This is a genomic window from Pontibacter ruber (assembly GCF_023630205.1).
Lineage (GTDB): Bacteria > Bacteroidota > Bacteroidia > Cytophagales > Hymenobacteraceae > Pontibacter > Pontibacter ruber.
On record NZ_JALPRR010000002.1, the window covers coordinates 518,015 to 541,704 of the forward strand.

General features: G+C 49.0%; 22 protein-coding genes. 5 read left to right on the top strand and 17 right to left on the bottom strand.

The genetic code is table 11. The annotated features are described in order from the left end of the window. Position 1: 1 nt before the first annotated feature. The 10 genes from MJ611_RS09060 to MJ611_RS09105 all read right to left on the bottom strand — a co-directional run bounded on the left by MJ611_RS09060 (position 2) and on the right by MJ611_RS09105 (position 11,080). Entirely contained in the window at positions 2–451 is a 450-nt protein-coding gene (locus tag MJ611_RS09060) for a DUF421 domain-containing protein (RefSeq protein WP_250429358.1), read from the bottom strand. A 10-nt stretch (positions 452–461) separates the two neighbouring features. Further along, a complete protein-coding gene (locus tag MJ611_RS09065) occupies positions 462–962 on the bottom strand; it encodes a hypothetical protein (RefSeq protein WP_250429359.1) in 501 nt (166 codons plus the stop codon). 239 nt (positions 963–1,201) lie between these two features. Then, a complete protein-coding gene (gene dapA, locus MJ611_RS09070; RefSeq protein WP_250429361.1) occupies positions 1,202–2,071 on the bottom strand; it encodes a 4-hydroxy-tetrahydrodipicolinate synthase in 870 nt (289 codons plus the stop codon). Positions 2,072–2,256: 185 nt separating this feature from the next. Then, positions 2,257–2,922, bottom strand: coding sequence for a DUF6624 domain-containing protein (locus MJ611_RS09075; protein ID WP_250429363.1), 666 nt, complete (start codon positions 2,920–2,922; stop codon positions 2,257–2,259). A gap of 153 nt (positions 2,923–3,075) precedes the next feature. After that, positions 3,076–3,801: a LytR/AlgR family response regulator transcription factor gene (locus MJ611_RS09080; RefSeq protein ID WP_250429365.1), complete on the bottom strand. Its 726-nt coding sequence runs from the start codon at positions 3,799–3,801 to the stop codon at positions 3,076–3,078. Positions 3,802–3,805: 4 nt separating this feature from the next. After that, positions 3,806–4,825: a sensor histidine kinase gene (locus tag MJ611_RS09085; protein ID WP_250429367.1), complete on the bottom strand. Its 1,020-nt coding sequence runs from the start codon at positions 4,823–4,825 to the stop codon at positions 3,806–3,808. A 580-nt stretch (positions 4,826–5,405) separates the two neighbouring features. Next, positions 5,406–7,415, bottom strand: a complete 2,010-nt coding sequence (ligA, locus tag MJ611_RS09090) for an NAD-dependent DNA ligase LigA (protein ID WP_250429368.1) — start codon at positions 7,413–7,415, stop codon at positions 5,406–5,408. 145 nt (positions 7,416–7,560) lie between these two features. After that, a complete protein-coding gene (locus MJ611_RS09095) occupies positions 7,561–8,061 on the bottom strand; it encodes a DUF4920 domain-containing protein (RefSeq protein WP_250429370.1) in 501 nt (166 codons plus the stop codon). A 92-nt stretch (positions 8,062–8,153) separates the two neighbouring features. Next, positions 8,154–10,535, bottom strand: coding sequence for a patatin-like phospholipase family protein (locus tag MJ611_RS09100; protein WP_250429372.1), 2,382 nt, complete (start codon positions 10,533–10,535; stop codon positions 8,154–8,156). After that, entirely contained in the window at positions 10,514–11,080 is a 567-nt protein-coding gene (locus MJ611_RS09105) for a hypothetical protein (protein ID WP_250429373.1), read from the bottom strand. Before MJ611_RS09105 ends, MJ611_RS09100 begins: the two co-directional genes overlap by 22 nt. Positions 11,081–11,335: 255 nt before the next feature. On the opposite strand from MJ611_RS09105, the gene MJ611_RS09110 reads away from it, so the two are divergent. Beyond that, positions 11,336–11,986: a cytochrome c oxidase subunit 3 gene (locus MJ611_RS09110; RefSeq protein ID WP_250429375.1), complete on the top strand. Its 651-nt coding sequence runs from the start codon at positions 11,336–11,338 to the stop codon at positions 11,984–11,986. 2 nt (positions 11,987–11,988) lie between these two features. Here MJ611_RS09110 and MJ611_RS09115 read toward each other — a convergent pair whose 3' ends face one another. After that, on the bottom strand, positions 11,989–14,181 hold the full coding sequence (locus tag MJ611_RS09115; RefSeq protein WP_250429377.1) for a gliding motility-associated C-terminal domain-containing protein: 2,193 nt from the start codon (positions 14,179–14,181) through the stop codon (positions 11,989–11,991). Positions 14,182–14,311: 130 nt separating this feature from the next. Then, a complete protein-coding gene (locus tag MJ611_RS09120) occupies positions 14,312–14,920 on the bottom strand; it encodes a hypothetical protein (RefSeq protein ID WP_250429379.1) in 609 nt (202 codons plus the stop codon). Positions 14,921–15,117: 197 nt separating this feature from the next. Between MJ611_RS09120 and MJ611_RS09125 the strand changes: the two genes are divergently transcribed. Continuing rightward, positions 15,118–15,594, top strand: a complete 477-nt coding sequence (locus MJ611_RS09125; protein ID WP_250429381.1) for a GreA/GreB family elongation factor — start codon at positions 15,118–15,120, stop codon at positions 15,592–15,594. A 158-nt stretch (positions 15,595–15,752) separates the two neighbouring features. Here MJ611_RS09125 and MJ611_RS09130 read toward each other — a convergent pair whose 3' ends face one another. The 3 genes from MJ611_RS09130 to MJ611_RS09140 form a co-directional block, all read right to left on the bottom strand. After that, positions 15,753–16,184: a DUF2147 domain-containing protein gene (locus MJ611_RS09130; protein ID WP_250429382.1), complete on the bottom strand. Its 432-nt coding sequence runs from the start codon at positions 16,182–16,184 to the stop codon at positions 15,753–15,755. A 683-nt stretch (positions 16,185–16,867) separates the two neighbouring features. Then, on the bottom strand, positions 16,868–17,242 hold the full coding sequence (locus tag MJ611_RS09135) for a hypothetical protein (protein ID WP_250429383.1): 375 nt from the start codon (positions 17,240–17,242) through the stop codon (positions 16,868–16,870). Positions 17,243–17,367: 125 nt separating this feature from the next. Beyond that, a complete protein-coding gene (locus MJ611_RS09140; RefSeq protein WP_250429385.1) occupies positions 17,368–17,928 on the bottom strand; it encodes a C40 family peptidase in 561 nt (186 codons plus the stop codon). Positions 17,929–18,220: 292 nt separating this feature from the next. Here MJ611_RS09140 and MJ611_RS09145 point away from each other — a divergent pair, with 292 nt between their 5' ends. Both MJ611_RS09145 and MJ611_RS09150 read left to right on the top strand, forming a co-directional pair. After that, positions 18,221–18,640 carry a hypothetical protein gene (locus tag MJ611_RS09145; protein WP_250429387.1) on the top strand — a complete coding sequence of 140 codons (420 nt, stop codon included), beginning with the start codon at positions 18,221–18,223 and terminating at the stop codon, positions 18,638–18,640. A 103-nt stretch (positions 18,641–18,743) separates the two neighbouring features. Next, entirely contained in the window at positions 18,744–20,552 is a 1,809-nt protein-coding gene (locus MJ611_RS09150) for a M61 family metallopeptidase (RefSeq protein WP_250429388.1), read from the top strand. 90 nt (positions 20,553–20,642) lie between these two features. Here MJ611_RS09150 and MJ611_RS09155 read toward each other — a convergent pair whose 3' ends face one another. Beyond that, a complete protein-coding gene (locus MJ611_RS09155) occupies positions 20,643–21,374 on the bottom strand; it encodes an SIMPL domain-containing protein (protein WP_250429389.1) in 732 nt (243 codons plus the stop codon). 250 nt (positions 21,375–21,624) lie between these two features. On the opposite strand from MJ611_RS09155, the gene MJ611_RS09160 reads away from it, so the two are divergent. Next, positions 21,625–22,071, top strand: a complete 447-nt coding sequence (locus MJ611_RS09160) for a hypothetical protein (protein WP_250429390.1) — start codon at positions 21,625–21,627, stop codon at positions 22,069–22,071. Between the two features lie 28 nt (positions 22,072–22,099). On the opposite strand, the gene MJ611_RS09165 is transcribed toward MJ611_RS09160, so the two are convergent. Beyond that, complete coding sequence (locus tag MJ611_RS09165) at positions 22,100–23,524, bottom strand: Glu/Leu/Phe/Val family dehydrogenase (RefSeq protein ID WP_250429391.1); 1,425 nt, start codon at positions 23,522–23,524, stop codon at positions 22,100–22,102. Positions 23,525–23,690 lie beyond the last annotated feature (166 nt).

The window sequence follows — 23,690 nt, forward strand, 5'->3', positions numbered from 1 at the left end:
ATCAGGTTTCCTCTTTCGGGATGATCGTGATCTTACCGTCCTTTTCCAGGATCGCATACTTGATCTGGTCCAGGCGCTGCAAGCCCTGCAGTTCCCGCGCCGATTCCAGAATATCATCCTCATCTACACGGGCTTTGCGCATACGTTCGTGCAGCAACTCTCCATTGTCCATCAGCACGAGCGGCAATCCCTCAATTATATGTCCAAGCCTTTTAAATCGTTGCTTGAGCAAAGACAGGCCAATATCAGTACCAAGCAGCGTTACGATCAGCACAAGACCGTTCGTAACCGAAAAGTCTTCGCCTAACAGCGCCTGCTGTGTCGTTTCGGCAATGATTAGGAGCAGTACAAAGTCAAAAACAGTTGCCTCGTATAGAGTGCGCTTGCCGCTTATCCGGAAGATGAGCATCAAGAATACATATACAATAAGGCCACGAATAACGGTTTCCATATGCTACTTGTTAAGGGTATACAAACTGCGACAAGGTAATTTTCTTCCTGCCATTGTCTACAGCTACTTGCAACTGTCCGGGCTGTTGCGGTTTCAGGTAAAAGATCATGCGTGCTTCGTCGCCTTCCGAGTTAAAAGTATAAGTAATGTAATCCTTTCCTACCTGTACTTCTTTCGGTTCCGGCACCACCTGTTCTACCTGCAACTTCTCGTAAAAGTCTTTGCTGAAACGCAGTTGTTGTTCCGGGGCCTGCACATCAAACAAGGTCACCTTGAACTCAGCAGGAGCTTCCCACCTCAGGAAGCGCTCGTACTCGAGTTGCATGCCTTCTGCCTCTCCACCCACTTTCATGTTGTTTATGCCAGCCACTCCGCCACCACCGGTAAAGCCCAGAACTGCGGAGATCACGATCAAAAGCATAACAACCCAGCCAATCCGCTGAAGCGTCCAGGTTTTGGAAGCCAGGTTGATGTCCTCTTGAATTTCAAGGCCTTCGTATTTATTTGTCATTCTTCCTTGCTATAAAACTGCACATTTAACGTGCTTTCCAGGTATATAGTTATATGTTAATGCTTAGGAGACGGAGCGTAGATTCTCTTAAAAAACTGAAGGGAAGTAGGCTATTGGCCAAAGACAGAGCAGTAGATAATGAGCCTTAAGACGAAGGGCTGCGGAAGGGATTTATACCTGATGAAAAACAAAAGGCCGGAAACAGCTCCGGCCTTTTGTTTTATACTTTATACTTCTGGTTAGAGAAGCTTGTAAATCTTGTCTTTTAATCCGGCTGAGGCCTCTACGAGTGGAAGTCTGACAGTGGCAGCGCATACGCCGAAACGCTCCAGCACGGCCTTAACGCCAACCGGGTTACTTTCCTCGTACATCAGCGGGTTGATGTCTACGAAACCATACAGCAGGTTTTGCGCTTCTTTAAAGTTATAGTCCAGGCCAAGCTGCACCATGCGGCTGAACTTTTCGGGGAAGGCATTGGCCAGCACCGAGATCACACCCACAGCACCAAACGTGATCATAGGCAGCGTCAGCAGGTCGTCACCGCTGATCAGCAGGAAATCGGCTGGTTTGTGCTTGGCAATGTGCATGCACTGCTCCAGGTTGCCGGACGCTTCCTTGATGCCGATAATGTTCGGATGCGCTGCCAGCTTCAGGGTAGTCTCAGCAGAAACGTTGCTGCCGGTTCGGCCGGGCACGTTGTACAGGATTACGGGCACCGGGCAGGCGTTGGCAATTTGAAGGTAGTGCTGGTAAATGCCCTGCTGCGACGGCTTGTTGTAGTAAGGGCTTACCGAAAGTATAGCCGTGATGCCATCCAGATCGGTGTTGCTGATGGTCTCCAGCACCTCCTGTGTGTTGTTGCCACCGATACCGTACACCAGCGGCACACGTCCGTTTACGTGCTGCTTGATGAACTGCAGTATCTCTGCTTTTTCGGCTTTGGTGGTAGTCACCGATTCGGCGGTAGTACCGTTTACCACCAGGTAATTAACACCGCCCTCTATATTAAAATCCAGGAGCTTGCGCAGGCCTTCGTAATCGACTGCAAAGTCCTGGGTAAATGGAGTTACCAGGGCAACGCCTGTTCCTCTTAATGTATCTTGTATCATGTTAAATCTAAAAATGAAGCGCGAATTTCGAACTAAGCAACGTCATCTGCAAATATCGTATCAGGTATCTGTTTGTACGGTGTGGGAAGTATAAGTTGCTGTAGTTTGAATAGAGTAAAGTATAAAGCCTTTGTTTGTGGAGGTTTTAACGGCTTGGGCTTTGCATTAGCACAGCTACCGTGAAGCTATAGTTTAGTATTGTTGTTCTTATTTGGCAACTTTTCATTCGGGTCATATTCAGCGCTAAGCCTTTCAGCGTTTTCTTCAACTGTTGTCGTGAAACCCACTTCTTTTCTGCGCTTGTTCACGTTCTCTACGTCTTCAATAGGCCAGATAACCTGCCCTCCTTCTGGTCGTACCCAACCCGCTGCCTGGGTGCCGTAAATCTGCTTCTTCCCTTGGAACATCAGTAGCCTGTCACGCATCTTTGCCGCATCAGTAGCACTTGCTTCTCCTTTCTTCGCCAGCGCTTCCATCTGGGGGAGGTATTTTTCTATTGTTTCTGTGTTAGAATGCTGTACCACATAAAATATGGCACTTGCAGCTTTTTCTCCAATTTTACTTTTAGGCAGCCATCCATACTGCTCAATAATAGGTATAACACTTGTCTGATTGACTGAGTCAACAGCCATCATTTTCTTAGAGTAAGCTATACTGGCTTCAGGACTGCTTATAGTATCCCAGTCAATGTTGCGGATACTTTGGTCTATATCGTACACTTCTTCCAGTTCCCTTCTTAGCGCTGCATAATCTGGCTGCTGCTCTTTAATTGAAGTATCGGAGGCGCTATCAACTGAGGACTGGCAACCAGCCAAGAGAAACAAAATAATGATAGATTGTTTTAACTTCATTGTTATCAATATTATTCAACCAGACGCTCGCAGGAGCTGCGCACGCTGCGAGGTCTACTTTGCTGACTCAGACACTCACAGGTCTGAAAGACACTGTGAGGTCCTAAACCTTCTAACTTTCTAACTCCTCAACCCTCTACCTCCTAAACTCCTCTACTGGATGTTGTTTTCTTCCACCCATTTCAGGAAATGGTCTTTGTATACTTCGCCGATCGGGATCTCTTTATTGCCGATGCGGATGCGGCTTTTCTCGATGCTGTCGATCTTTTGCAGGGCGACGATAAAGGAACGGTGCACGCGGAGGAACTTCGACTCGGGTAGTTTCTCCATCATCTTGTTCATCGACAGCAGTGTGATGATTTTCTGGTCTTTGGTCTGGATGATGATGTAGTCCTTCAGGCCCTCGATCCAGAGTATGTCCTTGAAGTCGACGCGAATGGTTTTATAATCTGCCTTTACAAACATAAAGTCGTGCTCGGCTGGAGCGGCGACTGTCGGTTGCTCTTTTGGGGCTTTGCCGTGTTGCAATCGTTCCTGGGCCTTGTTCACGGCTTTCACAAACCTGTCGAAGGGGATAGGCTTGAGCAGGTAATCCACGGCATCCTGGTTAAAGCCTTCCAGGGCATAATCAGGGTAAGCAGTGGTGAAGATGATGAGCGGATGGTGCTTGAGGATGTTGAGGAACTGGATGCCGGTGAGCTCGGGCATTTCGATGTCAAGAAACATCAGATCTATTTGCTCTTCCTGCAATACCTGCATGGCCTCGGTGGCACTGGAGCAGGTTTTTACCAGTTGCAGAAACGGCAGCTTGCTGATGTAGCTTTCGATAATATCCAGGGCAAGGGGTTCGTCGTCAACGGCAAGGCAACGGATGGTCATAGTTTTATTTGTTAACAGGTTGGAAGTATAACTTCAGGGCAGCATAAAAAGTACCTTCTTTCTCCTCGAACGTAAGTTCGTGGCGGTTGGGGTACAACAAGTTAAGGCGTTGCTTCAGGTTTTGCAAGCCGATGCCGCCAAACTCACGCTTCTTGTGCGAACTCGTGTTATTGATGGTGCTAAAGAGCAGGTAATTGTCGTGCACCTCCAGGTTCAGGATAATGCCTACCTCGTTCTTGCTGACCAACCCGTGCTTGAAGGCGTTTTCCACCAGCGTCATCAGCATCATCGGAGCGATCTGCTTTCCGGCAAGCTCTCCCTCCACGTTAAACCGGATACTCGTTTGCTCACGCAGGCGCAGTTTCTGCAGGTCAATAAAATTCTGGATGTGGTCAACCTCTTTCTGCAGGCTCACTAAGGTGTCGTTGCTTTCATACAGCATGTAGCGCATCAGCAGCGACAGCTTCATGATAGCGTCCGGCGTTTCGGGCGACTGCTTGTAGGCAAGCGAGTAAATGTTGTTGAGGGTGTTAAACAGAAAATGCGGATTTACCTGCGATTTGAGAAAGTTTAGCTCAGCCGACAGTTTCTGATTTTCCAGCTCCTTGTTACGCCGCTCGTTGCGGATATAATTGCCCGTGACCTTTATGGCCGAACTGATAAAGACCGTAACCAATCCGCCCAGCACATACTGCAGCAGGCGCTCAGAGTTGTACAGGCTCTTCATGCCGGGGTTAAACTCGCGGAACACGTAAAAATCAAGCGGCGAGCGGAAGATCGCAATGGCCGTGAGGGTAGCCAGTACGGATGCAATGTATAGCAGGATGTGGTTCTTGGCCAGGTACTTCGGGATCAGTACGTACCAGTTAAAATAGAAGATCAGCAGCTGAAAACCCAGGCCTACGGCAACGTCGAATACTTTAGCCAGCGAGAGCGCACGGTTAGCCTGCAGGAAATAAAAGATCCAGGCGCCAAAGATCAGCCATCCGATTACATGGAGGGCAATCTGGTAGCGCTTTTTCATGGGTACCTCTGGTAAGGTAAAATTGGTCGAGCTCAAGTATAAACTGTTGAGGTGATTGCAAGTATAAGCTTAGAAGCTGCGCGCAAGTATAGCTTTGGGCAGCTTCTATTATACATTAAAGATAAAGTATTTAACACATTTTTCTGCCTCCTTAGGCGAAGTCTATACCAAAGCAGTTTTTGTGCCTACCAAGTATGGCTTTTACCGGATAAATGGCTCCCGCGCTTTTTACCGGTGTTTGTATAGACTTTGATCAGGTTAGTATTATTGATTTTCAGATGATTAAGTTTTTGGTTCTATTTGTTGTACAACCAAGGTATAAGCCACTGCAATGGCAAACATAAGTTGTTTTGGGTAGTTGATATTACGGCAGATGGTGGCGTCGCCGGAGTGCTGCAAGGAGGGCTACTATACCTGGTTCCCTGGATATCTCCAGAGATCTTTTTGAGTTTAAACGTTTGTTGTTTGTTAACAGGTGTAGCGCCAGCTGCTTTGCAGTCTGGCGCTCCTGTTTTATGCCAAAAGGGAATTCTGTAGTAACAGAATTCCCTTCTAGTTTATACTTTAAGTGATAGCTTCTCTACCTTACCATCGCCAGAAACTGATCTTCCGAAAGTATGGTAATGCCCAGCTTCGTGGCTTTTTCCAGCTTGGATGGACCCATCTTGTCGCCAGCCACTAAATAGGAGAGCTTGCCTGAGATGGAGCTTACTACTTTGCCACCATGACTGATGATGAGTTGCTGCAGTTCCTCACGACTCATGCTGTTAAACACACCCGAAATCACGAACGTCTTCCCATCCAGCTTATCGCTCTCCAGTACCGTTTCAACGCGTTCGGTCCTGAACTGAAGACCTGCAGCTTTCAGGCGTTCTACCAGTTCTAGATGCTCCGGGTCGCGGAAATACTCAAGTATAGAATGGGCAATGCGGTCGCCGATCTCATTTACCGCTACCAGCTCTTCGTACAGTGCACCACGCAGGGCTTCCACGTCCGGGAAGTGCTCGGCCAGTTTTTTAGCCACCGTGCTACCTACAAAGCGAATGCCCAGGGCAAACAATACCCGGTCAAAAGGTACTTCTTTTGATCTTTCAAGGCTCTTTAAAATGTTGCCGGCCGATTTTTCGCCCATGCGCTCCAGACCTGCCAGCTGCTCCAGCTTCAGGTCGTAAAGGTCGGCGGCGTTGCGTACCAGGTTAGCTCTGTACAGCTGGTCAATGGTTTTAGGGCCCAACTCATCGATGTTCATGGCCTTGCGGCTGATAAAGTGCTCCAGTTTGGCTTGTATCTGCGGAGTACAGCCTTTCTCGTTCGGGCAGTAGAAGTTTGCTTCGCCTTCGGAGCGTACCAGTTCCGTACCGCAGGCCGGGCAATGAGTAGGGTAGAAGATGGGCTGGCTGTCGGCAGGGCGTTTGCGGAAATCCACCCCGGTAATTTTCGGGATGATCTCGCCGCCTTTTTCTACAAACACGGTATCGCCCAGGCGGAGGTCGAGGCGCTGAATTTCGTTGGCGTTGTGCACCGAGGCGCGTTTTACCACCGTACCAGCCAGCAGCACCGGCTGCAGCAGCGCCACCGGCGTAACGGCTCCCGTGCGGCCTACCTGGTACTGAATGCCCAGCAGCTGCGTAGCAGCGCTCATGGCCGGGTATTTATAGGCAATAGCCCAGCGCGGGCTCTTGGCCGTAAAGCCCAGTTCATCCTGCTGCGCGTAGCTGTTCACTTTCACCACCACACCGTCGGTAGCTACCGGCAGCTCGTGGCGCTTGGCTTCCCACTCGTGTATGTAGGCCAGTACTTCTTCCACGTTGCTGCACTTGCGCCAGGTATCCGATACCTTGAACCCCCATTTCTGGATAGCCTGCAGGCTTTCAGAGTGCGTGTCAAAGGGGCTGGGAGAGGCCGCGAAGCCATAGGAGAAACAGCCCAGCCGGCGGCTGGCCACAATCGAGGAGTCCTGCTGTTTTAAAGTGCCAGAGGCTGCATTTCTAGGGTTAGCCAGCAGCTGCTCGCCACTTTCTTCGCGGTCAGCGTTGAGTTGCTCAAATACCGAAAGCGGCATAAACACCTCGCCTCTTACCTCGAACAGTCCAGGATAATTTTCGCCGTGTACCTGCAAGGGGATGTCGCGGATGGTGCGTACGTTAGGCGTGATGTCGTCGCCGCGTGTGCCGTCGCCGCGGGTGGCTCCCTGCACCAACTGGCCGTTTTCGTAAGTGAGGCTGATGGCTACTCCATCAAACTTCTGTTCGCACACATACTCCACCTCATCGCCCACGACTTTGCGCACGCGGTTATCAAACTCGCGCAGCTCCTCGGCAGAGTAGGTATTGCTCAGCGAAAGCATCGGGTAACGGTGGAAAACGGTTTTGAAGCTTTTGGTAATGGTGCCGCCCACCCGCTGCGTTGGCGAGTTTGGCTGCCGAAGTTCCGGGTGCTGCTCCTCCAGGTTGTGCAGGCGCTGGAGCATCATATCAAAGTCGTAATCAGAAACTTCGGAAATGCTGTTCTGGTAATATTGGTAGTTCAGGTAATTTATGCGGTGGGTGAGCTCCTGGATCTCGGTAGCAGGATCTTTCTCTATGGCCATAGTCTATGTGCTTGTAACTCCGTAAAAATATCAAAACATGGGGTGCCGGCAAAGTATAGTTTGCTACTTCTGCGGCAACCAGGCAAAGTATAACGAAAAAAGGCTGCTTGTGAGGCAGCCTTTGCTATATGTAAAGTATAAACTGTTACTTCAGGATAACGCCATCGGCTACGAAGCGAAGTTCTTCTTTTGGAGCCGTGATAGCAGCAATCTCTGCCTCTGATTTGCCGGCATCCTGTGCGTAATGGCGCTGATCGTCTACCGACACCACCTCGCGTTTAGCAGTGCCTGTAAATACCACGGTTCTGCCTTTCAGGTCCTCTACCGGCAAAAAGAAACCATAGTCCCGGAAAGTTACTTTCATGTTGCTTCCGTCGGTGAGCTTTACGTCCATCCAGCAGCCCTTGGACTGGCAGCTTTCCACCACTTCGGCACTTACGGTAGCAAGCAAAGAGTCCTGGTTGGCTGCTTTCTGCTGCAGCTCTGAAGCCGGAATTACATTTTCTTCGGCAAAGGTTGCCCCATACGTTGTGGCGGAAGTAGCTTCTGTTGGAGTATTTGCATCCACAGCTTCTGTGGCCGGCTTGGATTGGTTGCAGCCGTACAGTGCCGCAGCCGCAAGTAACATGATGAACGTTTTCTTCATAAACAGTCCGGGATGAGGTTGATGTGGGTAAATATAGCAAAAACCTTTATTTAACAGCAGGAAATTACGTGCTGGTTTATACTTTGTGGCGATCAGTCAAGGGCCCGATCCTGGAAGAGCAGGTAGCCCAGGTGGAAGAGCACACCCCAGCGCTTGGAATCGTCGCTGTAGTAGTTAAGGTTGAGCGCCACGGGCCCCAGCAAGCTATGGTAAACCACGCTGGCGTTGCCAATAAGACCGGTGCCGGTAAAAGTGGAGCCATAGTAGGGCCGTTGGTCGGCATCCTGTTGCAGGGGCTTGTAGGGCTGAAACACATATCCTTCGGTACGCACCTCGAAACGGTTGCTGAGCAGGTAAATGTACCTGAGGCCGCCAGCCGCATACTGGTGGCTGCGGAAGTTGTCTAGGAACAAGGTTTTGCTGTCGGAGAGGGGCGTAAAGGCTGGAGCCGCTATAACGGAGGCCCGGTAGTTCTGGAAGAAGGGTTGAGAAGAAACAACACCCTCCAGCAGATAGCCGAAACGGTGCGCCCCTTCTCCAATGTAGCGCTCATAGCTCAGCTTCAGGCGCAGCCATTCGTGCTCCTGCATGGTTTTGCGCTGGCTGAAGGCGGTGGAACCGGGCTCATACTTTTCGGTACCGTTAATATAACGCACAGAAGAAGAAAACTCACGCCCTGCCGATGCATATTGTTTGCGATTCAGGTTACCACGCCGGAAGGTAAGGGCAGAGGTAAACGCATTAAAGTAGGTTTTATCGAGGGTGTCGGTGTTCACGATGGTAAAGCGGTTGCTGTAGCGGTCGATAGTCTGGGCAAAAGCTGTGCTGAGCACCAGCTTGTCTTTGTAGGAGTTGGTGATCCCCAGGTTCAGGGCATAGCTGCGGTCGGTTTGTTCAATAAAAGGCAGCTTGTTGCGCTCCAGCAGAAAACCGGTAGTAGAAAGGTAATTCCAGTTGTTGTAGGTAAAGGCAGGCTCCAGGTAAAAAGGGTGCCGGGCGGGCACATCCACCCGCGTGCGCACGTTGGCAGCCTGGTAAAAACGGCCTGTGTTAAAACTTGCCGATAAGGTATAAAGCCTGCGCCCCAGCAGGTTGTATTCCAGCCCGGCAAAAATGTTGTCGATGGGCCTGGAGGCAAGCACACCGCCTACCGACAGCTTCAGGTCTTCTTCCTTCTGCAGGTCCAGTAACAGTTTATACTTCTGGGTTGCGGCATTGTACTGGAAAGTAGGGTAGAGGTTCCGGAAATTATTAGCCGAAGCCAGGCGGAAATACCCTGTTTTTACCTCCTGTATGGAGTAATCGGTGTTCTCCTTACGGAAGAACTTCCGGACGTAGCTCTTTTCATTTTCTTTGGCAAGTCCTCTGATCTCGATGTCTTCGAAGGCAAGGTTTTTGAAGCCATTTCGGAACTGCTCCCGCTTGCGGGTAAGGCCTTCGGGGCTGGAGCGCCTTTGGATTCGTTGCCGGATCAGCTCCATTTTCTTCATGGCCTCGTCGTAACCGGCAGTAAACAGCTCCTCCACGTTCTTGAAGTCCAGCGAGGTAAGGTTACCAATATCGGGCTGAAGGTAGATGCCGTTCTTGCCCAGAGCCGACGAGTCAGAGTTGGACATCATCGCATACATGAGCGTGTGTGCCAGATCAAACTCATCTTCGCCATACGGGTACTCTTTGTATACTTTAGACGAAACGTTCACGCCTATGATAATGTCGGGGTCGAACTCGCGTTGCGCCACATCTACCGGGAAGTTATTGTAGAGTCCCCCGTCATAAAGTAAGCGCCTGTTGATCCGGATGGCCCTGAAGAAGAGCGGCACTGTCAGGGTGGCCCGCACGGCGTCTGCCAGCTGGCCTTCGCGCAGGATAACCTGTTGCTGGGTATAAATATCGGCGGCCACACAACGAAACGGCACCATCAGTTTGTCGAAGTTATAGTTGGCGCGTGCGGCGGGCTGCGCCATCAGCTGGGCCAGCGCGAAGTTAAGGGAGGCATCGTTTACGATGTTGGAGGTAAGGCGGGCCTGCAGCGTAGAGTCGATGGCAACATGCAGTTTCAGAAGCGAAGGGTTGGTATCCGGGGCAGCAAAGTTATACAGGTAGTTCTGCTCTGGTTTGCCGGCTGCCCACAGCTGGAAAGCTTCTGTGTTCACCAGGTACTCGATCTCGGCAGGGGAGTATCCGGCTGCGTACAGCGAGCCTACTATGCCACCCATGGAAGTACCTACAATGTAGTCAATGGGGATGTTGTGCTCTTCCAGAGCCCGCAGCACGCCAACATGCGCAATGCCTTTTGCTCCGCCTCCACTAAGCACCACGGCAACTTTCTGCGCACTGGCATCAAGGCTGCCGATCAGCAGGAGAAAGGTTAGCAGGTATAAGCGTACGGTGTGAAAGGTAGCCCTTACCTGGCTAACAGCTGTATAAGGTGAAAGGGATTCTGAAACAGCTTTCATTTCTGCATGTCCATCCATCGGGCATTGCTGATGGTGAAAAAAATGCGGCCAGTGAGCCTCGGAATGTACTTTGCAGGCAGACTGAGCCGGTATCTTTCCATCAGCACATCAAAACTGGTGCTGAAGGTAATGGCTTGCTCCTCGGGCGTATACTGGACGGGTACGGTCATTTCGAGGGGTACCCCCTGTAGTGACATAACGAACCGGCTGTTCTTTGTGTTAACGGCCATATTTCTGGCGTTGATCTGCTCCACGGGAGCCTCAATTTCGATGTACAGTTCCGGGTACCGGGAAGTATAAAAAAGGTCCTGTGCCATCACAATCGGGGTAGAGTCGTTGGCGGCGATCAGGCTGCTGAAGGCCAGCAGGCACTCCAGCTTCTTTGTGTCTTTGTTGTAACGTACCAACAGGTTTTTAGAAGCAAAATCGTAATTGCTTTTAAAGCCTTCGATGGTAATGAAAATGGTGTTGTTGCTGGTAAAGGGTTCCCTTGATTGTGAGAAGGCAAAAGGAGAGGTGGCCATCAGCAGAAACAGCAGGCAGAAGAGTAGCTTTTTTACCATAGGAGGCATGAGTTGAAGTATAATTATCTAACGCAAAAACCAACAGAAAGATAGCTGTACGTGTGGCCTGACAACACAGGACATTCTGCTCTCTTTCAGAAGAAACAATAGTACGGCTGGCTTGTTTACAGAAGTATAAAAGGTGTGTTTATTATGAATTTAGTGGGTTGAATCCAAAACTATACCGCGGCTATAATGGTATACAGATATAGTTACAGAAAGTGTAAAAATTGATCAGAGCACCGGCCCTAAAGCATGAGCCGGCAAGCGAGTGAACGAATGGATCCGGATAAAAAAAATAAAGTAGACGCGAGGGAACGGTCGGCTTTTAGCAGGATTGAGCACATGCACCCGATACGCATGTTGCTTTACCTCAGTATGACCGGTATCGGCGTGCTCTTTTTTATTCTGGTCATCGCCTTCATCAGGACCGGCGGCTTAGACTACGAAAACTTTAAACTACCCCGCTTTTTTAGTATCAGCACCGTACTGCTGCTCTTCAGCAGTTATACCTTAAGCCGGGTGCCCGGCATCTACAAAAAAGACAAGCTGAACAAAATGACCCGCTATTTGGGTCTCACATTAGGCCTGGGCATCGCATTTATAGGTGCGCAGCTGATCGGGTGGCGTGAGATGGCTGCGACTGACATCCATTTTACCGGCAAAACGTCCGGCACTTATTTATACCTTATCACAGCGCTGCACCTGTTGCACCTGCTCGGAGGCATCATCTTTCTGGCATTTCTTTTCTTTAAGACCGCCCATGTGGCAGCAGACAGTGTCCGCAGCCTTATCTACATCCGTGACCCGTACAGGCGCCTGCAGTTAAACATGCTCCGCAGTTACTGGAACTTCATGGATTTCCTGTGGCTTGGCCTTTACCTGGTGTTCCTGTTCATGGCCTGAGATTACCGGACCAGCGTAACGGCTCCCCTGAATTTTTCGGACCGGTAGTCGATCACGTAATAGTAAACGCCATCGTTTACACCCTGCCCATCCCAGCGAAATGCGTTCCTGTTGCTCGAGTATACTTCCTTCCCCCAGCGGTTGAATATCTTTATACTTTCAAAAGTGCCGGTACATGTTGTTTCGGGTAGCGTTGGCATTTCAAAAAAGTCGTTGAGCCCATCGCCATTCGGCGTGAAGATGTTTGCCGGGAGAAAAGCCTGCAGGTCGGGTGCCTTTACCTTAAACTCCATCGTCAGTGTCTGGTCCGGAGACGAAACGCAGGCTGTCTCCTTCAGTGCAAATGTTACCCGCACATCCCCCTTCAGGAAAGCATCGCAATTGGCTGTCCATTTAAAAAGTCCTTCGGCGCTGCCCTTGCCACCCGTTGAGGTAAAGCTCATACCCAGTTCTTCCAGCGTAAACCCGTTGCCGCTGGCAAGTAGGTCTATCTGGTGCGGGTCCAGGTCTTTGCCAAACAGCTTAGCCTCAAAAGGCTCGTTCAGGTCCAGCTCAAAGGTCAATACTTGCTTGTCAGAAGAGATTTCTGGGATCTGGTTCGGGTATTCTGTCCGTACTTCTATCAGTTCTGTCCGGGTCACAGGCTTGTCACAAACAATGGACGTGACCTGGAATTCGATCAGGTATACTTTCTGCCGCATGGCTTCGCAATCGATCTGCCAGTTAAAAGGGGAGGTTACCCTACCAATACCACGGTTGTTGGGAAAGGTAATTTTACGGGTAGCAAGATCAAAGTCTTTCCCCACTGCTGAGAGCGTCACTTCTTCGTTGTCGGCATCTGTACCGATCACATCAAAGTTAAGCACATCTCCTTCTCGTACCGTGAAGATGCGGTCAGGGGTGGTAAGGCTGATAGCCGGAGGATTGTTAGGAAGTGGGTCTATCACAAAGCTGACCCGGAGCGTGTCCTGCCGGGGCAGGCTGCACCCGTTGTCCCGCGCAATAAGATCGATCTGGTATACTTTTCCTTCGGTATCAAAACATTTCGGAAAGCAGAGGGAGGCCGTTAACACATTGTTGCCGCCGCCCGTGTTTACAGTGCCGCTGGTAGTGCCGCTGAACGTGAACGTAGTGTTCGAGAAGTTTACCGGCCGTGCCGTAAGTACGAGCGGCTCGTCAGGGTCCGGGTCTGTGTACTGGATATCGATGCAGCGTGTACCGTTGGGGTCAATGCGCAACACTTCGCCTTCTTTGTAGCTGGAGCCTATGCCGCGTTCCTGAGCCTTTACAACGGGGCTTTCGTTGCGCGGGCAGTCGAGTACCAGCAGTTGGAAATCGCGCCGTACTTCGCCTATTTTTACGCCATTCCGGTATTCCTGGCAGCGTACCCCAAACACAAAGAGCCCGGTAGTGGCCGGTTTTACCGTTAGCCTGCCGGTTTGGGCTTCGATGCTCATCGGGGGCGATCCATTTATCTGGTTGCCCCGGCCATAGCTATTTCCCCACCTGATCTCAGGGTAGGGCGCCGGGCGCGGCACCTGGTTGGTGATGACGGGTACAAAACGGTCTGTATAGCCATTTAAAGGGGTTACCATGTCGTAAACCAGCGAATCCCGGTCGGGGTCGGTACCGCTGAAATCGTAGTAGAAAAGCTCGTTTACGCAGGCATAATCGCTCAGGGGCGGAAACAGAACAGGAGAGGAGTTAATAAAAGGGCTGCCTCCTTTCACAACCGGTGGAAATTCCATGTAAAAAGCCTGCGCAGCATCCTCCGGCTGCACAATGTTACTGATCGTTCTGTTGCGGCAACAGCGCTCCCACACCACATAGTAGCCCAGCTGGTTATTGAACACATTCGAAGGCAACACAATGTCTTCGTAGTAGACGATCTTACGCGTTACCAGCTTATCGCTTGTACAATCGATGCTGGTATACTTTACCAGTTCCTGCGACCGGATCGTCATTTCCTGGGACATCATTAGGCGGTTGGTGCCTTTATCAAAAAAGTTAACCGTAATGAAACGATCGAGTGCACCCGGGTCGCCATTCACCACATCAAAGTATAAATTAAGCGTGAGTCTGTAGTTGGCTCCTGCAATATGGCGCATTTCAAATTCACCGCCCACTATATGAGTAGCATTTACATGAGTAGCAAGAAGTATAAGGAGAGAAAGAAGAAGTAAACGTAGCCTCATCAGATGTAACTTTGGGTGATATAAACAGAAAACTACCTCAACATATCAGTTTCTGCTGATATTTAAAACAGATAAAGCAATATAAGCTTTGTTACATTCTTCTGCAGTAAAAGTTGTTGTTTGATCGTAATTATTTTTGATCGGGCACAGGAGGGGCTTCATCCGGCTGCAATACTTTTTCCAGCAGCTCGTTGAAGGGGAGTGGCTCACTGAAAAAGGCATCGGCGTAAGCATTTGCTACAAAGCGGATGTACCCCGGTCGCCCGTTCACTTTTACCTGGTCGAGCAATATATTTCCGTACAGTTGGTTGCAGAGGTTGGTACCGGCTACATCAGCGGCCGGAGGAGTCAGGAAGTACTTTTCGATCAGTTCGGTATAGCGTTGATGCCGGGTCACATGCTGGTCAGAACTGTGCAACGTATAACCTACTTGCAGCAACCGGTCTTTCAGCAATTCAAAAAGATAAGTAAAATTTTCCGCGCCTATAGTTGGGTCAAAGAAAATAACAACGCCATTCAGGTTATGCTCCTCTACTAGTTGCACCCGCAACTTACCTGTTATACCGGCTTTCTGGTAGTGGTACGCTTTGTAAAACAACGGGGTCCAGTTGAGATAAGTTTTTGCATTCACCCACTGCTGATAGGCATTTACAAACGCTGTTTGGCGCGTTAGCTTTTTACAGGTAGGAGACGTGCTTCCCCATCCCAACAATTGCTTTAAATATTCGTTAAACGGCATCTGAAATTTACTCCTAAAACATACAGGTCATAAAATAGTTTATCACTTACCTGCACGATTTCTCGTATCAAAATTTATTTAGTGCAGAAAAAAATAATTTAATGTATATTCAGTTCTATAATGTAACTATTAGCCCTGCCTGAGTAAGTATGGCCTGGGAGGCATGGCATACTGTAAACTATGTAAAGAAAAGATTTATGTCCTTAAACGTAATGCTGACACAAGAACTCGAAGTAAAGAAAAAGCTGCTGCAGGAATGCTCCAGATTGCTGAATCTGCAGATAAAAGCAGCCAAAGACGCCATGGACGAAGCACAGGAGAGTGCTAACGAGCACCAGGGCGCAATTGAAGATAAGTTCGAATCTTTTCGCGAAGCCTGCCAGATACAACGCGACATGTATGCCAGGCAGCTCGACGAACTTATGACTACGATGGGGGTTTTGCGTCGCATCAATGCTACCAAGCTCAACAGTGAAGTGTCGCCGGGAGCCGTGGTGCAGACTGATTTGCAGAACTACTTTATTGGGGTAAGCTTAGGTGAGATTAAAGTAGACGGCGATTCGTTCTATGCCATCTCCGGTATGTCGCCTTTGTACAAGGCCATGGAAGGCAAAACCACAGGCGATACCTTCACTTTCCGGGACAAAGAGTATAAAATATTGCAGGTATTTTAAACTATCCCTGTAAAAACTTATAAGAAAACAGGTTTCTTTTGAAACCCTATAACCTTTTGTCTGTTAACGGAGTTTATTAGACTGTAAAGGGTTAGAAAAACAAAGGTTAGCGATTTTGCTAACCTTTGTTTGTTTTATACTACTGGTAGTAGGAGTTACTAATTCACCCGGGTCCAGTTCTGAGACCTTCCGATCAGGGAAATACCGATATACCCTTTTACCTCCATCTGGTCTTTGCCTTTCATCTTCATGTAGCAGCTATAGGTCTTGCCACTTTCAGGATCGTAGATAGTGCCATCATCCCACTTGTGATCTCCTTCGTACTCAAACCCTTTAAGGAACTCAAGGCCCAGAAGCGGCTGGTTGCGCAGCTTTTTATCCGGGTTGTTGTCATCTTTCTTAGGTTTTCCGTTGCGAAGCGGCTCTTTAAGCGAAACAATTTTACCACATAACTTGTCGCCGCACTTGTAGATCTCAAATTTGGCTTTGCCATCTTCATTGGTCCAAATGCCAACAGGCGACATTTTCTGAGCCCAGGCTGCTGTAGAAAACAGCACGAGCACAACAAGGGATAGGAGGAACTTTCTCATGGTTGGTTTGATGTGTTAATATGCGCAACTAAATATAAGAAAAATAATTCATTCTTGTGCAATTGTCATGCGCGTGCAACCTGCACTTTTTAATGCTGTGCAAGCGTGTTTAACTCTAAACCCGGCAGCTGAAATAATTTTTTCACAAAAGTTACTTTTCTTCTTTGCGGTTTTAATTCATGGCTACGCGTTGTTAGCTACTATTATCAGCTATCGTGCCAAGGTATGTGTTTGGTTATGATGTTGTTGCATGTTGCGACATGGTTGGAGGTGCAGGTGCCAGGAAAAATGCGGCAACAGAAAGCAGGAACGCACAAAAATATGTGCTAAACTTTGTGAACTATTAAGCGTTAAATTACCTTAGTAAAAAGGTAGCGAGTGCTACGGCTCTGGTCCGAACCGCCCACATTGAGGTAGGGGCCCAGGGTGTATGTCGGACTAAAGAGAAAGGAGGTGCTATGTCTAATCCATCAGTCGTCTTAGTAAGCCCAGGTAATAGTATTCACTCTAACGGTGAGCTGGCTTAGTAGACAGTAGTATCTGCTGTTTGCAAATACAGCAATATTGCCCTTTGGTCTTTCTGATGGTGCTCCTGAACAACAGGACGCCGCTTATTAAGATTTTGAAGGATTCTAAAGCGTCTGATGTAACTTGACGGGCTACATCAGGCGCTTTTTCTTTTCCTATAAGTCCTCTTTATAGATTTCGTTGTTACGAAGTCTGCGCTCCTGAATAAAGGTGCCGATATAAAAAGCCGCTGCTATAAAACAGCTGGCTCCCATCAGCAGGTATAGTATGTGCCGGCGGTCCCATTCAAAATTTGCAGGATCGATTCGTGCCACTACCACAAATCCGACTAACAGCGTAAGCGCAGTAACGGTGTTGAACACAAACCGGTTGTGCCTACGCAGGTGGTGCGTGCAGGCCAGCAGCAATACTCCGAATGCAGGCGCTGCAAGTGCTGTTACCGGCTTGTCCGGGCTGGCAAAATAGCCGATAAGTCCTGCACCGATCAGTACAAGCGCATTGATGGTGTTGATGATGTAGGGATGAACCATGATCTTGTCCGTTTTTTGAAACAAAAACACCTATAGCCATACCCTGGCCGGAGCCGGATAGTATAACTATAGGTGCATACGTGAAAACGGAAGATTTGAAGCCGAAGCTCCTCGTTCTGATGAGTTTACAGTACCCGGCGCACTTCCAGGAAGCGCTGATCGTACCCGGTACCTTCCACTTTACTTATCTTAACCCCTCCGTTGGAAGAGGAGTGTACAAACGAAACCGTATCGCCGGGAGAGGAAATGACAATGCCCACATGGCCCGGCTCCCGTACAGATTTGTCAGTGCCCGTAAAAATGACCAGATCACCGGGGCGCGCCTCAGATCGGTCTACTTCTATGCCTTCTTCAGACTGCATAGCCGATGAATGTGGAAGGTCTACATTAAATTTATCGTACACGTGCGTGATAAAACCGGAGCAATCAAAGCCGTCGGGGCTGGTGCCGGCATACACATAAGGGCTGCCCTGTAGCGAAAGCGCATAATCAACGATCGCATTTAAGTCGCCTTTTCTGTACCAGCTGCCTTCCTCAGCACTTTCCTTCTGAGCAGATGTTTTCAGCACAACCTGCTGTACCTTCGGAACTTCATAGGAAGAAACAACCTCCGGAGTGGGTTCCTGCAACAATGTATAGGCCAGAAGCGGCATAGGCGAAAGTATAAGCAACAGTATCTTTTTCATAGGTCAGGTTCTGGTTTAGGTACTTTATCAATTAAATATCGTGCCAAACGAACTTTTAAGCGCTCTTATTGGTCATCTAATTAGAATAACCCGCTATAATCCAGCAGATTGTTCAGATCTCTATAACAATGGCAACTGCCTGAATAGTTTACTTAAAAGAAAAAGTTATTGGAACCCGGAAATAGGTTGCTCGCCAATTTTACAGCACACATGTAAACTATTTAACAGAAAAGATAAAATTTTTATAAGATAAGGTATATATTTGTAGCACGTAGATAAGCCGCTGGTAAGGATGGAAGTTTACAAGACAGATTCGTTTGAGGTTGATTATGATCCGCAGGAGCGGCTATTCCTGCAGTGCCATGCCATGCCGGATTCCCAGGAGTTCAGGCGGGGGTTACTGGTGGCGCTGGAGTTTGCTAAAAGCCATCAGGTAAAGCAGTGGCTGCTTGATTTCAGAGAGATAGGGGAGCTCAATGAACAGGAGGAAACCTGGATACAGGTACAGCTCTTCCCCCAGATCATGATGTCATTGGGCATGGATAACTACATGGCCGTGGTGGTGTCGGAGAAGTGCTATGATTACCTGCTGAAAGAAGCCGGGTTGCTGGGACTTAAAAGCTATAACTCCTTTATCATCATCAACTATTTCTTTGATCTTGCCGAGGCTTCTGCCTGGCTCGATAGCTGCCCCGTTGCCAAGGCAGGATAAGCTTAATCATACTTCAGGGTACTGCTGCAGGCGTAGCGGATTTTGAAAAGCAGGGTAATTGTCGTAAAATGCAATTGCTTTAACTAAAATCCACTAAAACAACATGCTTAAAAAACAGCGGTTTATACCTGCCCTTTTCCTGCTCGCATTTTTATACTTTGGCAATGCGGCTGCTGCCCTGGCAGCTGAGCTGAAGTATACTTTATCCATGCCAGAGCCTCAAACTCACTACTTTGAGGTAGAAATGGAGCTGTCCGGCGCCCGCAAAAAATACATCGACTACACGATGCCGGTATGGGCTCCGGGATCTTACCTGGTGCGGGAGTTCGCTAAGAACGTTGAAAGCTTTTCAGCCACAGATAAAGCCGGCAAAAGCCTGCGCTCCGAAAAGATAGATAAGAACACCTGGCGCGTGTACAGCAACAGAGCGGATGCCGTGCGTGTGAAGTATAAAGTATACGCTTTTGAGCTTACCGTGCGCACCAGCTTTATCGATGCCTCGCATGGCTATGTGAACGGAACCAGCATGTTTATGTATCCGGAAGGGTACCAGAAAGAAGACGGTACGCTGGTAGTAAAGCCTTACAAGGAGTGGAGCAAAGTTTCCACGGGCCTGAAAAGTACCGGCAACTTCACCTATACTTTTCCGAACTATGATGTTCTGGCTGACTCTCCGCTGGAGATCGGTAACCACGAAGTACTGCAGTTTACGGCCGGCGGCGTGCCGCACGAAGTAGCCATGTACGGCGAAGGAAACTATGATCCGGATCGCTTGGTGGCAGATATGAAGAAAGTAACCGAAGAAGCTATCTCTGTTATCGGCGAATTGCCTGTAGACCGCTATGTATTTATCGTGCACAACCTGCAGCGTGGCGGCGGTGGCCTGGAGCACCTGAACTCTACCACGCTGCAAACAACCCGTACAAGCTACGGCACCGAAAGCGGCTATACAGGTTTCATGAGCCTGGTGGCACACGAGTACTTCCACCTCTGGAATGTGAAACGCCTGCGCCCGGCTCCGCTGGGCCCCTTCAACTACAACGAAGAAAACTATACTACACTGCTGTGGGTGTCGGAAGGCATCACCAGTTATTACGATGACCTGATCACGCGACGAGCCGGCCTAATGACGCCGCAACGCTACCTGGATGTGGTGGCCGGCAGCATCAACTCTGTAGAGAATACACCAGGCAATAAAATCCAGCCGGTAAGCGAGTCGAGCATGGATGCCTGGATCAAGTATTACCGCCGTAACGAGAACTCCAACAATGCCGAAGTATCCTACTATACCAAAGGCGGGGTGCTGGGTCACCTGCTTAACATGGAGATCATGAAGGCGACAGCCGGTGAAAAAAGCCTGGACGATGTTTTCCGTTACATGTACGACCGCTACTACAAAAAACTGAACCGCGGCTTTACGGAGGCAGAGTTTCAGGAGGCGGTAGAGCGTTTTGCCGGTAAAAAGATGGACGCTTTCTTCCGCGACTATGTAAACGGCACAAAAACCCCTGACTACAACAGCTACTTCGAGGCTGCCGGCCTGCAACTGGTAAATACCAACGAGGGCAGCAACAACATAAACTGGGGAGCCGCTACTGCCACAGAAGGCGGTCGCCTGATCGTTAAAAGCGTATCGCGCGGAAGCAGTGCCTGGGACGGTGGCCTGAACGTAAACGATGAGCTGATCGCCATTGACGGCTACCGTGTGGCTGATGATGTGAAGAGCTTTATCAACGGACGCAAAGTAGGGGAGAAGGTGCAGGTACTGGTGAGCCGCGATGGCAAACTTGTTCAGCTGGAGATCCCGATGGTGAAGGATGAAAGTGTACGCTACCAGTTCCAGCGCGTACAGAACCCAACTGAGCAGCAGGAGAAGATTTACAGAAAGTGGCTGAAGGTAAACAACGCCTAACAGCAACCTTTAAGTATAAAAACAGGAAAGGCTGCCTTAAAGGCAGCCTTTCCTGTTTTTATACTTTGTATTTATACATTCCCCCGGGTTTTAATCCAGCCGGAACGATGCATTGACCACAGCTGTGATCTCTTTCTCGATCGAAGAAACGTCGTTTATACCATAATCTGAGACCATGTTGGAGTTGACCGGGGTGATCTGCAATACTCCCATCCGTGCGTTTGAGATCGGCCCCAGTGTGCTGCCAGTGGCTTCTGCTATTTTCTGAGCCCGGTTGAGGGCATCTTTAGCGGCATCTGCCTGTATTTCTATCTTGAGGTCGGCCAACTTGGTGTAGTAATACTCCGGCGGCATCACCGAAAAGCTGATGCCCTGGTTTACAAGCGATGTAATGTCGAGCGATATGCTTTTGATCTTCTTCACGTCCCGCGACTTGACCTCGATCATCTGGTTGCCGTTGTATTCGAGCACGCGGTTTGTCGGAAAGCCTTGGTTGTTGAGTTCATATACAGGGTTCAGGTTAATGGTCATCAGGTTGATGTCAGCTTCTTGGAAACCCTGCTGCTTCAGGTAGTTGATTACTACCGGGCGCTGGCGTTGCAGGCTCTTGTAAGCCTCTTCAGCAGTAGCGGCAGTGGCCTGTATTGTGCCGCGCAGAATACCCAGATCCGAAGTTATCTCTCTTTTTGCAGAGCCCGTAACGGTTATGGTCTGGTTTTCCTTGTAACGCTGGCTCCAGAAGCTGGCAAAAATAAGGGTGCTTAGCATCAGGCTGATGCCAAGTATAAGTGTAGGTATGATCAGGTTATTAGAATCACTCATAGCAAAGACCTGCCTGTTTTTCCATCTTTTAGCGGAAAATGCACAGAATAGTTCAAGTATTTGTGAGAATATTTAGAAGTGATTTATGACCAACAGGCAGCGTGTGGAGGTTAATGTGCAGATAAGTGCAATAAAATAGAATTAAAATTATTGTATTGTTTAAGCCTAATTTTCACTTGTCTTGTATTTGAAAATTAATACAAAAATTTATATATTTCGATTGCTTTGTAAAACAAAAGCGTGTTGCAAGATGGTGATCTACCAAACACAAATCATAAACATAGTTTATACTGCAGAAACGCAGATTTTGCAGATCGAATGGAAGGCAAAGCCCTCGATGGCAGCTTTCAAGGAAGCCTACCTGAAGGCACTGCAGTTTGTGGAAGAGCAACAGCACACACGTTTTTATTGCACCGATCTTACAAGCTGTGGCCCTTTTGACCGGGAGCAGGAGGCTTGGTTAAATACCGAATATTATCCAAAAGTATACAAAAGCATTGGCAGCGATATTTATGCTGCGGTAGTGTTTACAGAAGATCATTTTAAAGCCATTGTGAGCAATTACGAGCCGTCTCAGCTATCGCTTAATTACAGCTTTATACTGTTCAATTACTTTACAGTGCTGCATGAGGCGCAGGATTGGCTTGCGCAGGTACAAAAAGGTCAGGAGACCCACCTGGTACCGGCGACCTCCTGACCCTGAAATTTATACTTATAATACTGTATCAAGGGAAAATACCCAATGCCTCGTAGCTTACCCCGATTTTCTCAATTGCCGATAAAAACGCAGCCGTTCTCAGGTCCGGAATGTTCTTCTGCTTCATTACTTCTCTGATCTCGTGGTAGGCATTGATCATGGTATCCTCTAGTCCGGAGCGTACTAGGCTGATTTCGTCCGCCCCCTGGATCAGAAGTGCCTTCTCTGCAGTAGTCAGGCTTTTGCCGGACGATGATTCGATGGCACTAACCAAACGGCGATGGCTGGCTTCTTCGGCACGCTTGCCCATTCGTCCGAAACGTACGTTTGACAGGTTCTTCAGCCACTCGAAATAAGATACCGTAACACCGCCTGCATTCAGGTACAGATCCGGCAGAATCACGATTCCATTCCCCAGCAGGATCTTTTCCGCATCGCGGGTAACCGGGCCATTGGCACCTTCGGCTATGATCCGCGCTTTGATGCGCTCCGCGTTCCCGATATGGATCTGGTTCTCCAAGGCCGCAGGAATCAGCACATCGCAGGGTTCCTCCAGCAGGAGGGCTGAGTCTTCGAAATTACGCGCGTTCTTATAGTTCAGGATGGATCCTGTCTCGTTTCGGTGGCGGAATACATCTTCTACGTCAAGGCCATTCTCATCGTAAATACCTCCTTCACGCTCGGCAATGCCAATAATAATGGCTCCATCTTTCTGGCAATAGTTTGCCGAGTGGAAGCCCACATTGCCCAGGCCCTGCACAATCATGCGCTTGCCCTGCATAGAGGAACCCTCAAGCCCTGCCATTTTCAGCAGCTCTGTATCCTGCAAGGCTTCCCGCAAACCAAAGTATACCCCAAGGCCGGTTGCATCGGCCCGCCCCCTGATGCCACCCTGGCCTACAGGCTTGCCGGTTACACAGCCCATAGCGTTGGTTTCGCCATATTTCATGGCCTGGTAGGTATCGGCAATCCAGGCCATTTCGCGGCTGCCGGTCCCGTAATCAGGGGCTGGTACATCCATTCCAGGGCCAATCAGGTTTTTTTTGATCAGTTCGGCTGCATAGCGGCGTGTTACTTTTTCCAGAGTTTTAACAGAAGTTGTGCGCGGGTTTATCTTTACGCCACCTTTAGCTCCACCAAACGGAACATCCACAACGGCACACTTAAAGGTCATCAGGGTAGCCAGCGCTTTTACCTCATCCTCGTCTACCTGCATGCTAAATCGAATACCTCCTTTGGATGGGAGTTTATGGTGGCTGTGCTGTACGCGTATCCCTTCATAAACTTCTATCTTACCGTCTACTTCTACCGGAAAAGAAACTTTATACACGCTGTTGCATACTTTGATCTGGGCAAGTATACCCGGATCCAGGCGCGAAAAGCTAGCTGCATAATCAAACGTTTGAAGCACACTGTTGAGGAATTTGGTGCCTTCGTTGTGGTTGTTTGCCATAATTGAAGCTGTTTTTAAAGTGCATCGAATGTTTTAAGAACGGCTTACAACAGGATTTGTTCCGGCCGCTTACCCGAGGTAAACGGGCGGGTATGTACAGGAGTAGATTATCCGGAAGGGGAGGTAGAGTATAGTATACTTATATATAATAACTTTTATTTTTTCT

Excerpts from the sequence above, each read along its gene's own strand:
- MJ611_RS09115 (WP_250429377.1), bottom strand. The coding sequence starts at position 14,181 with ATGAGGCTACGTTTACTTCTTCTTTCTCTCCTTATACTTCTTGCTACT.
- MJ611_RS09120 (WP_250429379.1), bottom strand. The coding sequence starts at position 14,920 with ATGCCGTTTAACGAATATTTAAAGCAATTGTTGGGATGGGGAAGCACG.
- MJ611_RS09140 (WP_250429385.1), bottom strand. The coding sequence starts at position 17,928 with ATGAAAAAGATACTGTTGCTTATACTTTCGCCTATGCCGCTTCTGGCC.
- MJ611_RS09125 (WP_250429381.1), top strand. The coding sequence starts at position 15,118 with ATGTCCTTAAACGTAATGCTGACACAAGAACTCGAAGTAAAGAAAAAG.
- MJ611_RS09075 (WP_250429363.1), bottom strand. The coding sequence starts at position 2,922 with ATGAAGTTAAAACAATCTATCATTATTTTGTTTCTCTTGGCTGGTTGC.
- MJ611_RS09105 (WP_250429373.1), bottom strand. The coding sequence starts at position 11,080 with ATGGTAAAAAAGCTACTCTTCTGCCTGCTGTTTCTGCTGATGGCCACC.
- MJ611_RS09060 (WP_250429358.1), bottom strand. The coding sequence starts at position 451 with ATGGAAACCGTTATTCGTGGCCTTATTGTATATGTATTCTTGATGCTC.
- MJ611_RS09160 (WP_250429390.1), top strand. The coding sequence starts at position 21,625 with ATGGTGATCTACCAAACACAAATCATAAACATAGTTTATACTGCAGAA.
- dapA (WP_250429361.1), bottom strand. The coding sequence starts at position 2,071 with ATGATACAAGATACATTAAGAGGAACAGGCGTTGCCCTGGTAACTCCA.
- MJ611_RS09165 (WP_250429391.1), bottom strand. The coding sequence starts at position 23,524 with ATGGCAAACAACCACAACGAAGGCACCAAATTCCTCAACAGTGTGCTT.
- MJ611_RS09150 (WP_250429388.1), top strand. The coding sequence starts at position 18,744 with ATGCTTAAAAAACAGCGGTTTATACCTGCCCTTTTCCTGCTCGCATTT.
- MJ611_RS09065 (WP_250429359.1), bottom strand. The coding sequence starts at position 962 with ATGACAAATAAATACGAAGGCCTTGAAATTCAAGAGGACATCAACCTG.
- MJ611_RS09130 (WP_250429382.1), bottom strand. The coding sequence starts at position 16,184 with ATGAGAAAGTTCCTCCTATCCCTTGTTGTGCTCGTGCTGTTTTCTACA.
- MJ611_RS09110 (WP_250429375.1), top strand. The coding sequence starts at position 11,336 with ATGAGCCGGCAAGCGAGTGAACGAATGGATCCGGATAAAAAAAATAAA.
- MJ611_RS09095 (WP_250429370.1), bottom strand. The coding sequence starts at position 8,061 with ATGAAGAAAACGTTCATCATGTTACTTGCGGCTGCGGCACTGTACGGC.
- MJ611_RS09080 (WP_250429365.1), bottom strand. The coding sequence starts at position 3,801 with ATGACCATCCGTTGCCTTGCCGTTGACGACGAACCCCTTGCCCTGGAT.
- MJ611_RS09135 (WP_250429383.1), bottom strand. The coding sequence starts at position 17,242 with ATGGTTCATCCCTACATCATCAACACCATCAATGCGCTTGTACTGATC.
- MJ611_RS09155 (WP_250429389.1), bottom strand. The coding sequence starts at position 21,374 with ATGAGTGATTCTAATAACCTGATCATACCTACACTTATACTTGGCATC.
- MJ611_RS09100 (WP_250429372.1), bottom strand. The coding sequence starts at position 10,535 with ATGGATGGACATGCAGAAATGAAAGCTGTTTCAGAATCCCTTTCACCT.
- MJ611_RS09145 (WP_250429387.1), top strand. The coding sequence starts at position 18,221 with ATGGAAGTTTACAAGACAGATTCGTTTGAGGTTGATTATGATCCGCAG.
- MJ611_RS09085 (WP_250429367.1), bottom strand. The coding sequence starts at position 4,825 with ATGAAAAAGCGCTACCAGATTGCCCTCCATGTAATCGGATGGCTGATC.
- ligA (WP_250429368.1), bottom strand. The coding sequence starts at position 7,415 with ATGGCCATAGAGAAAGATCCTGCTACCGAGATCCAGGAGCTCACCCAC.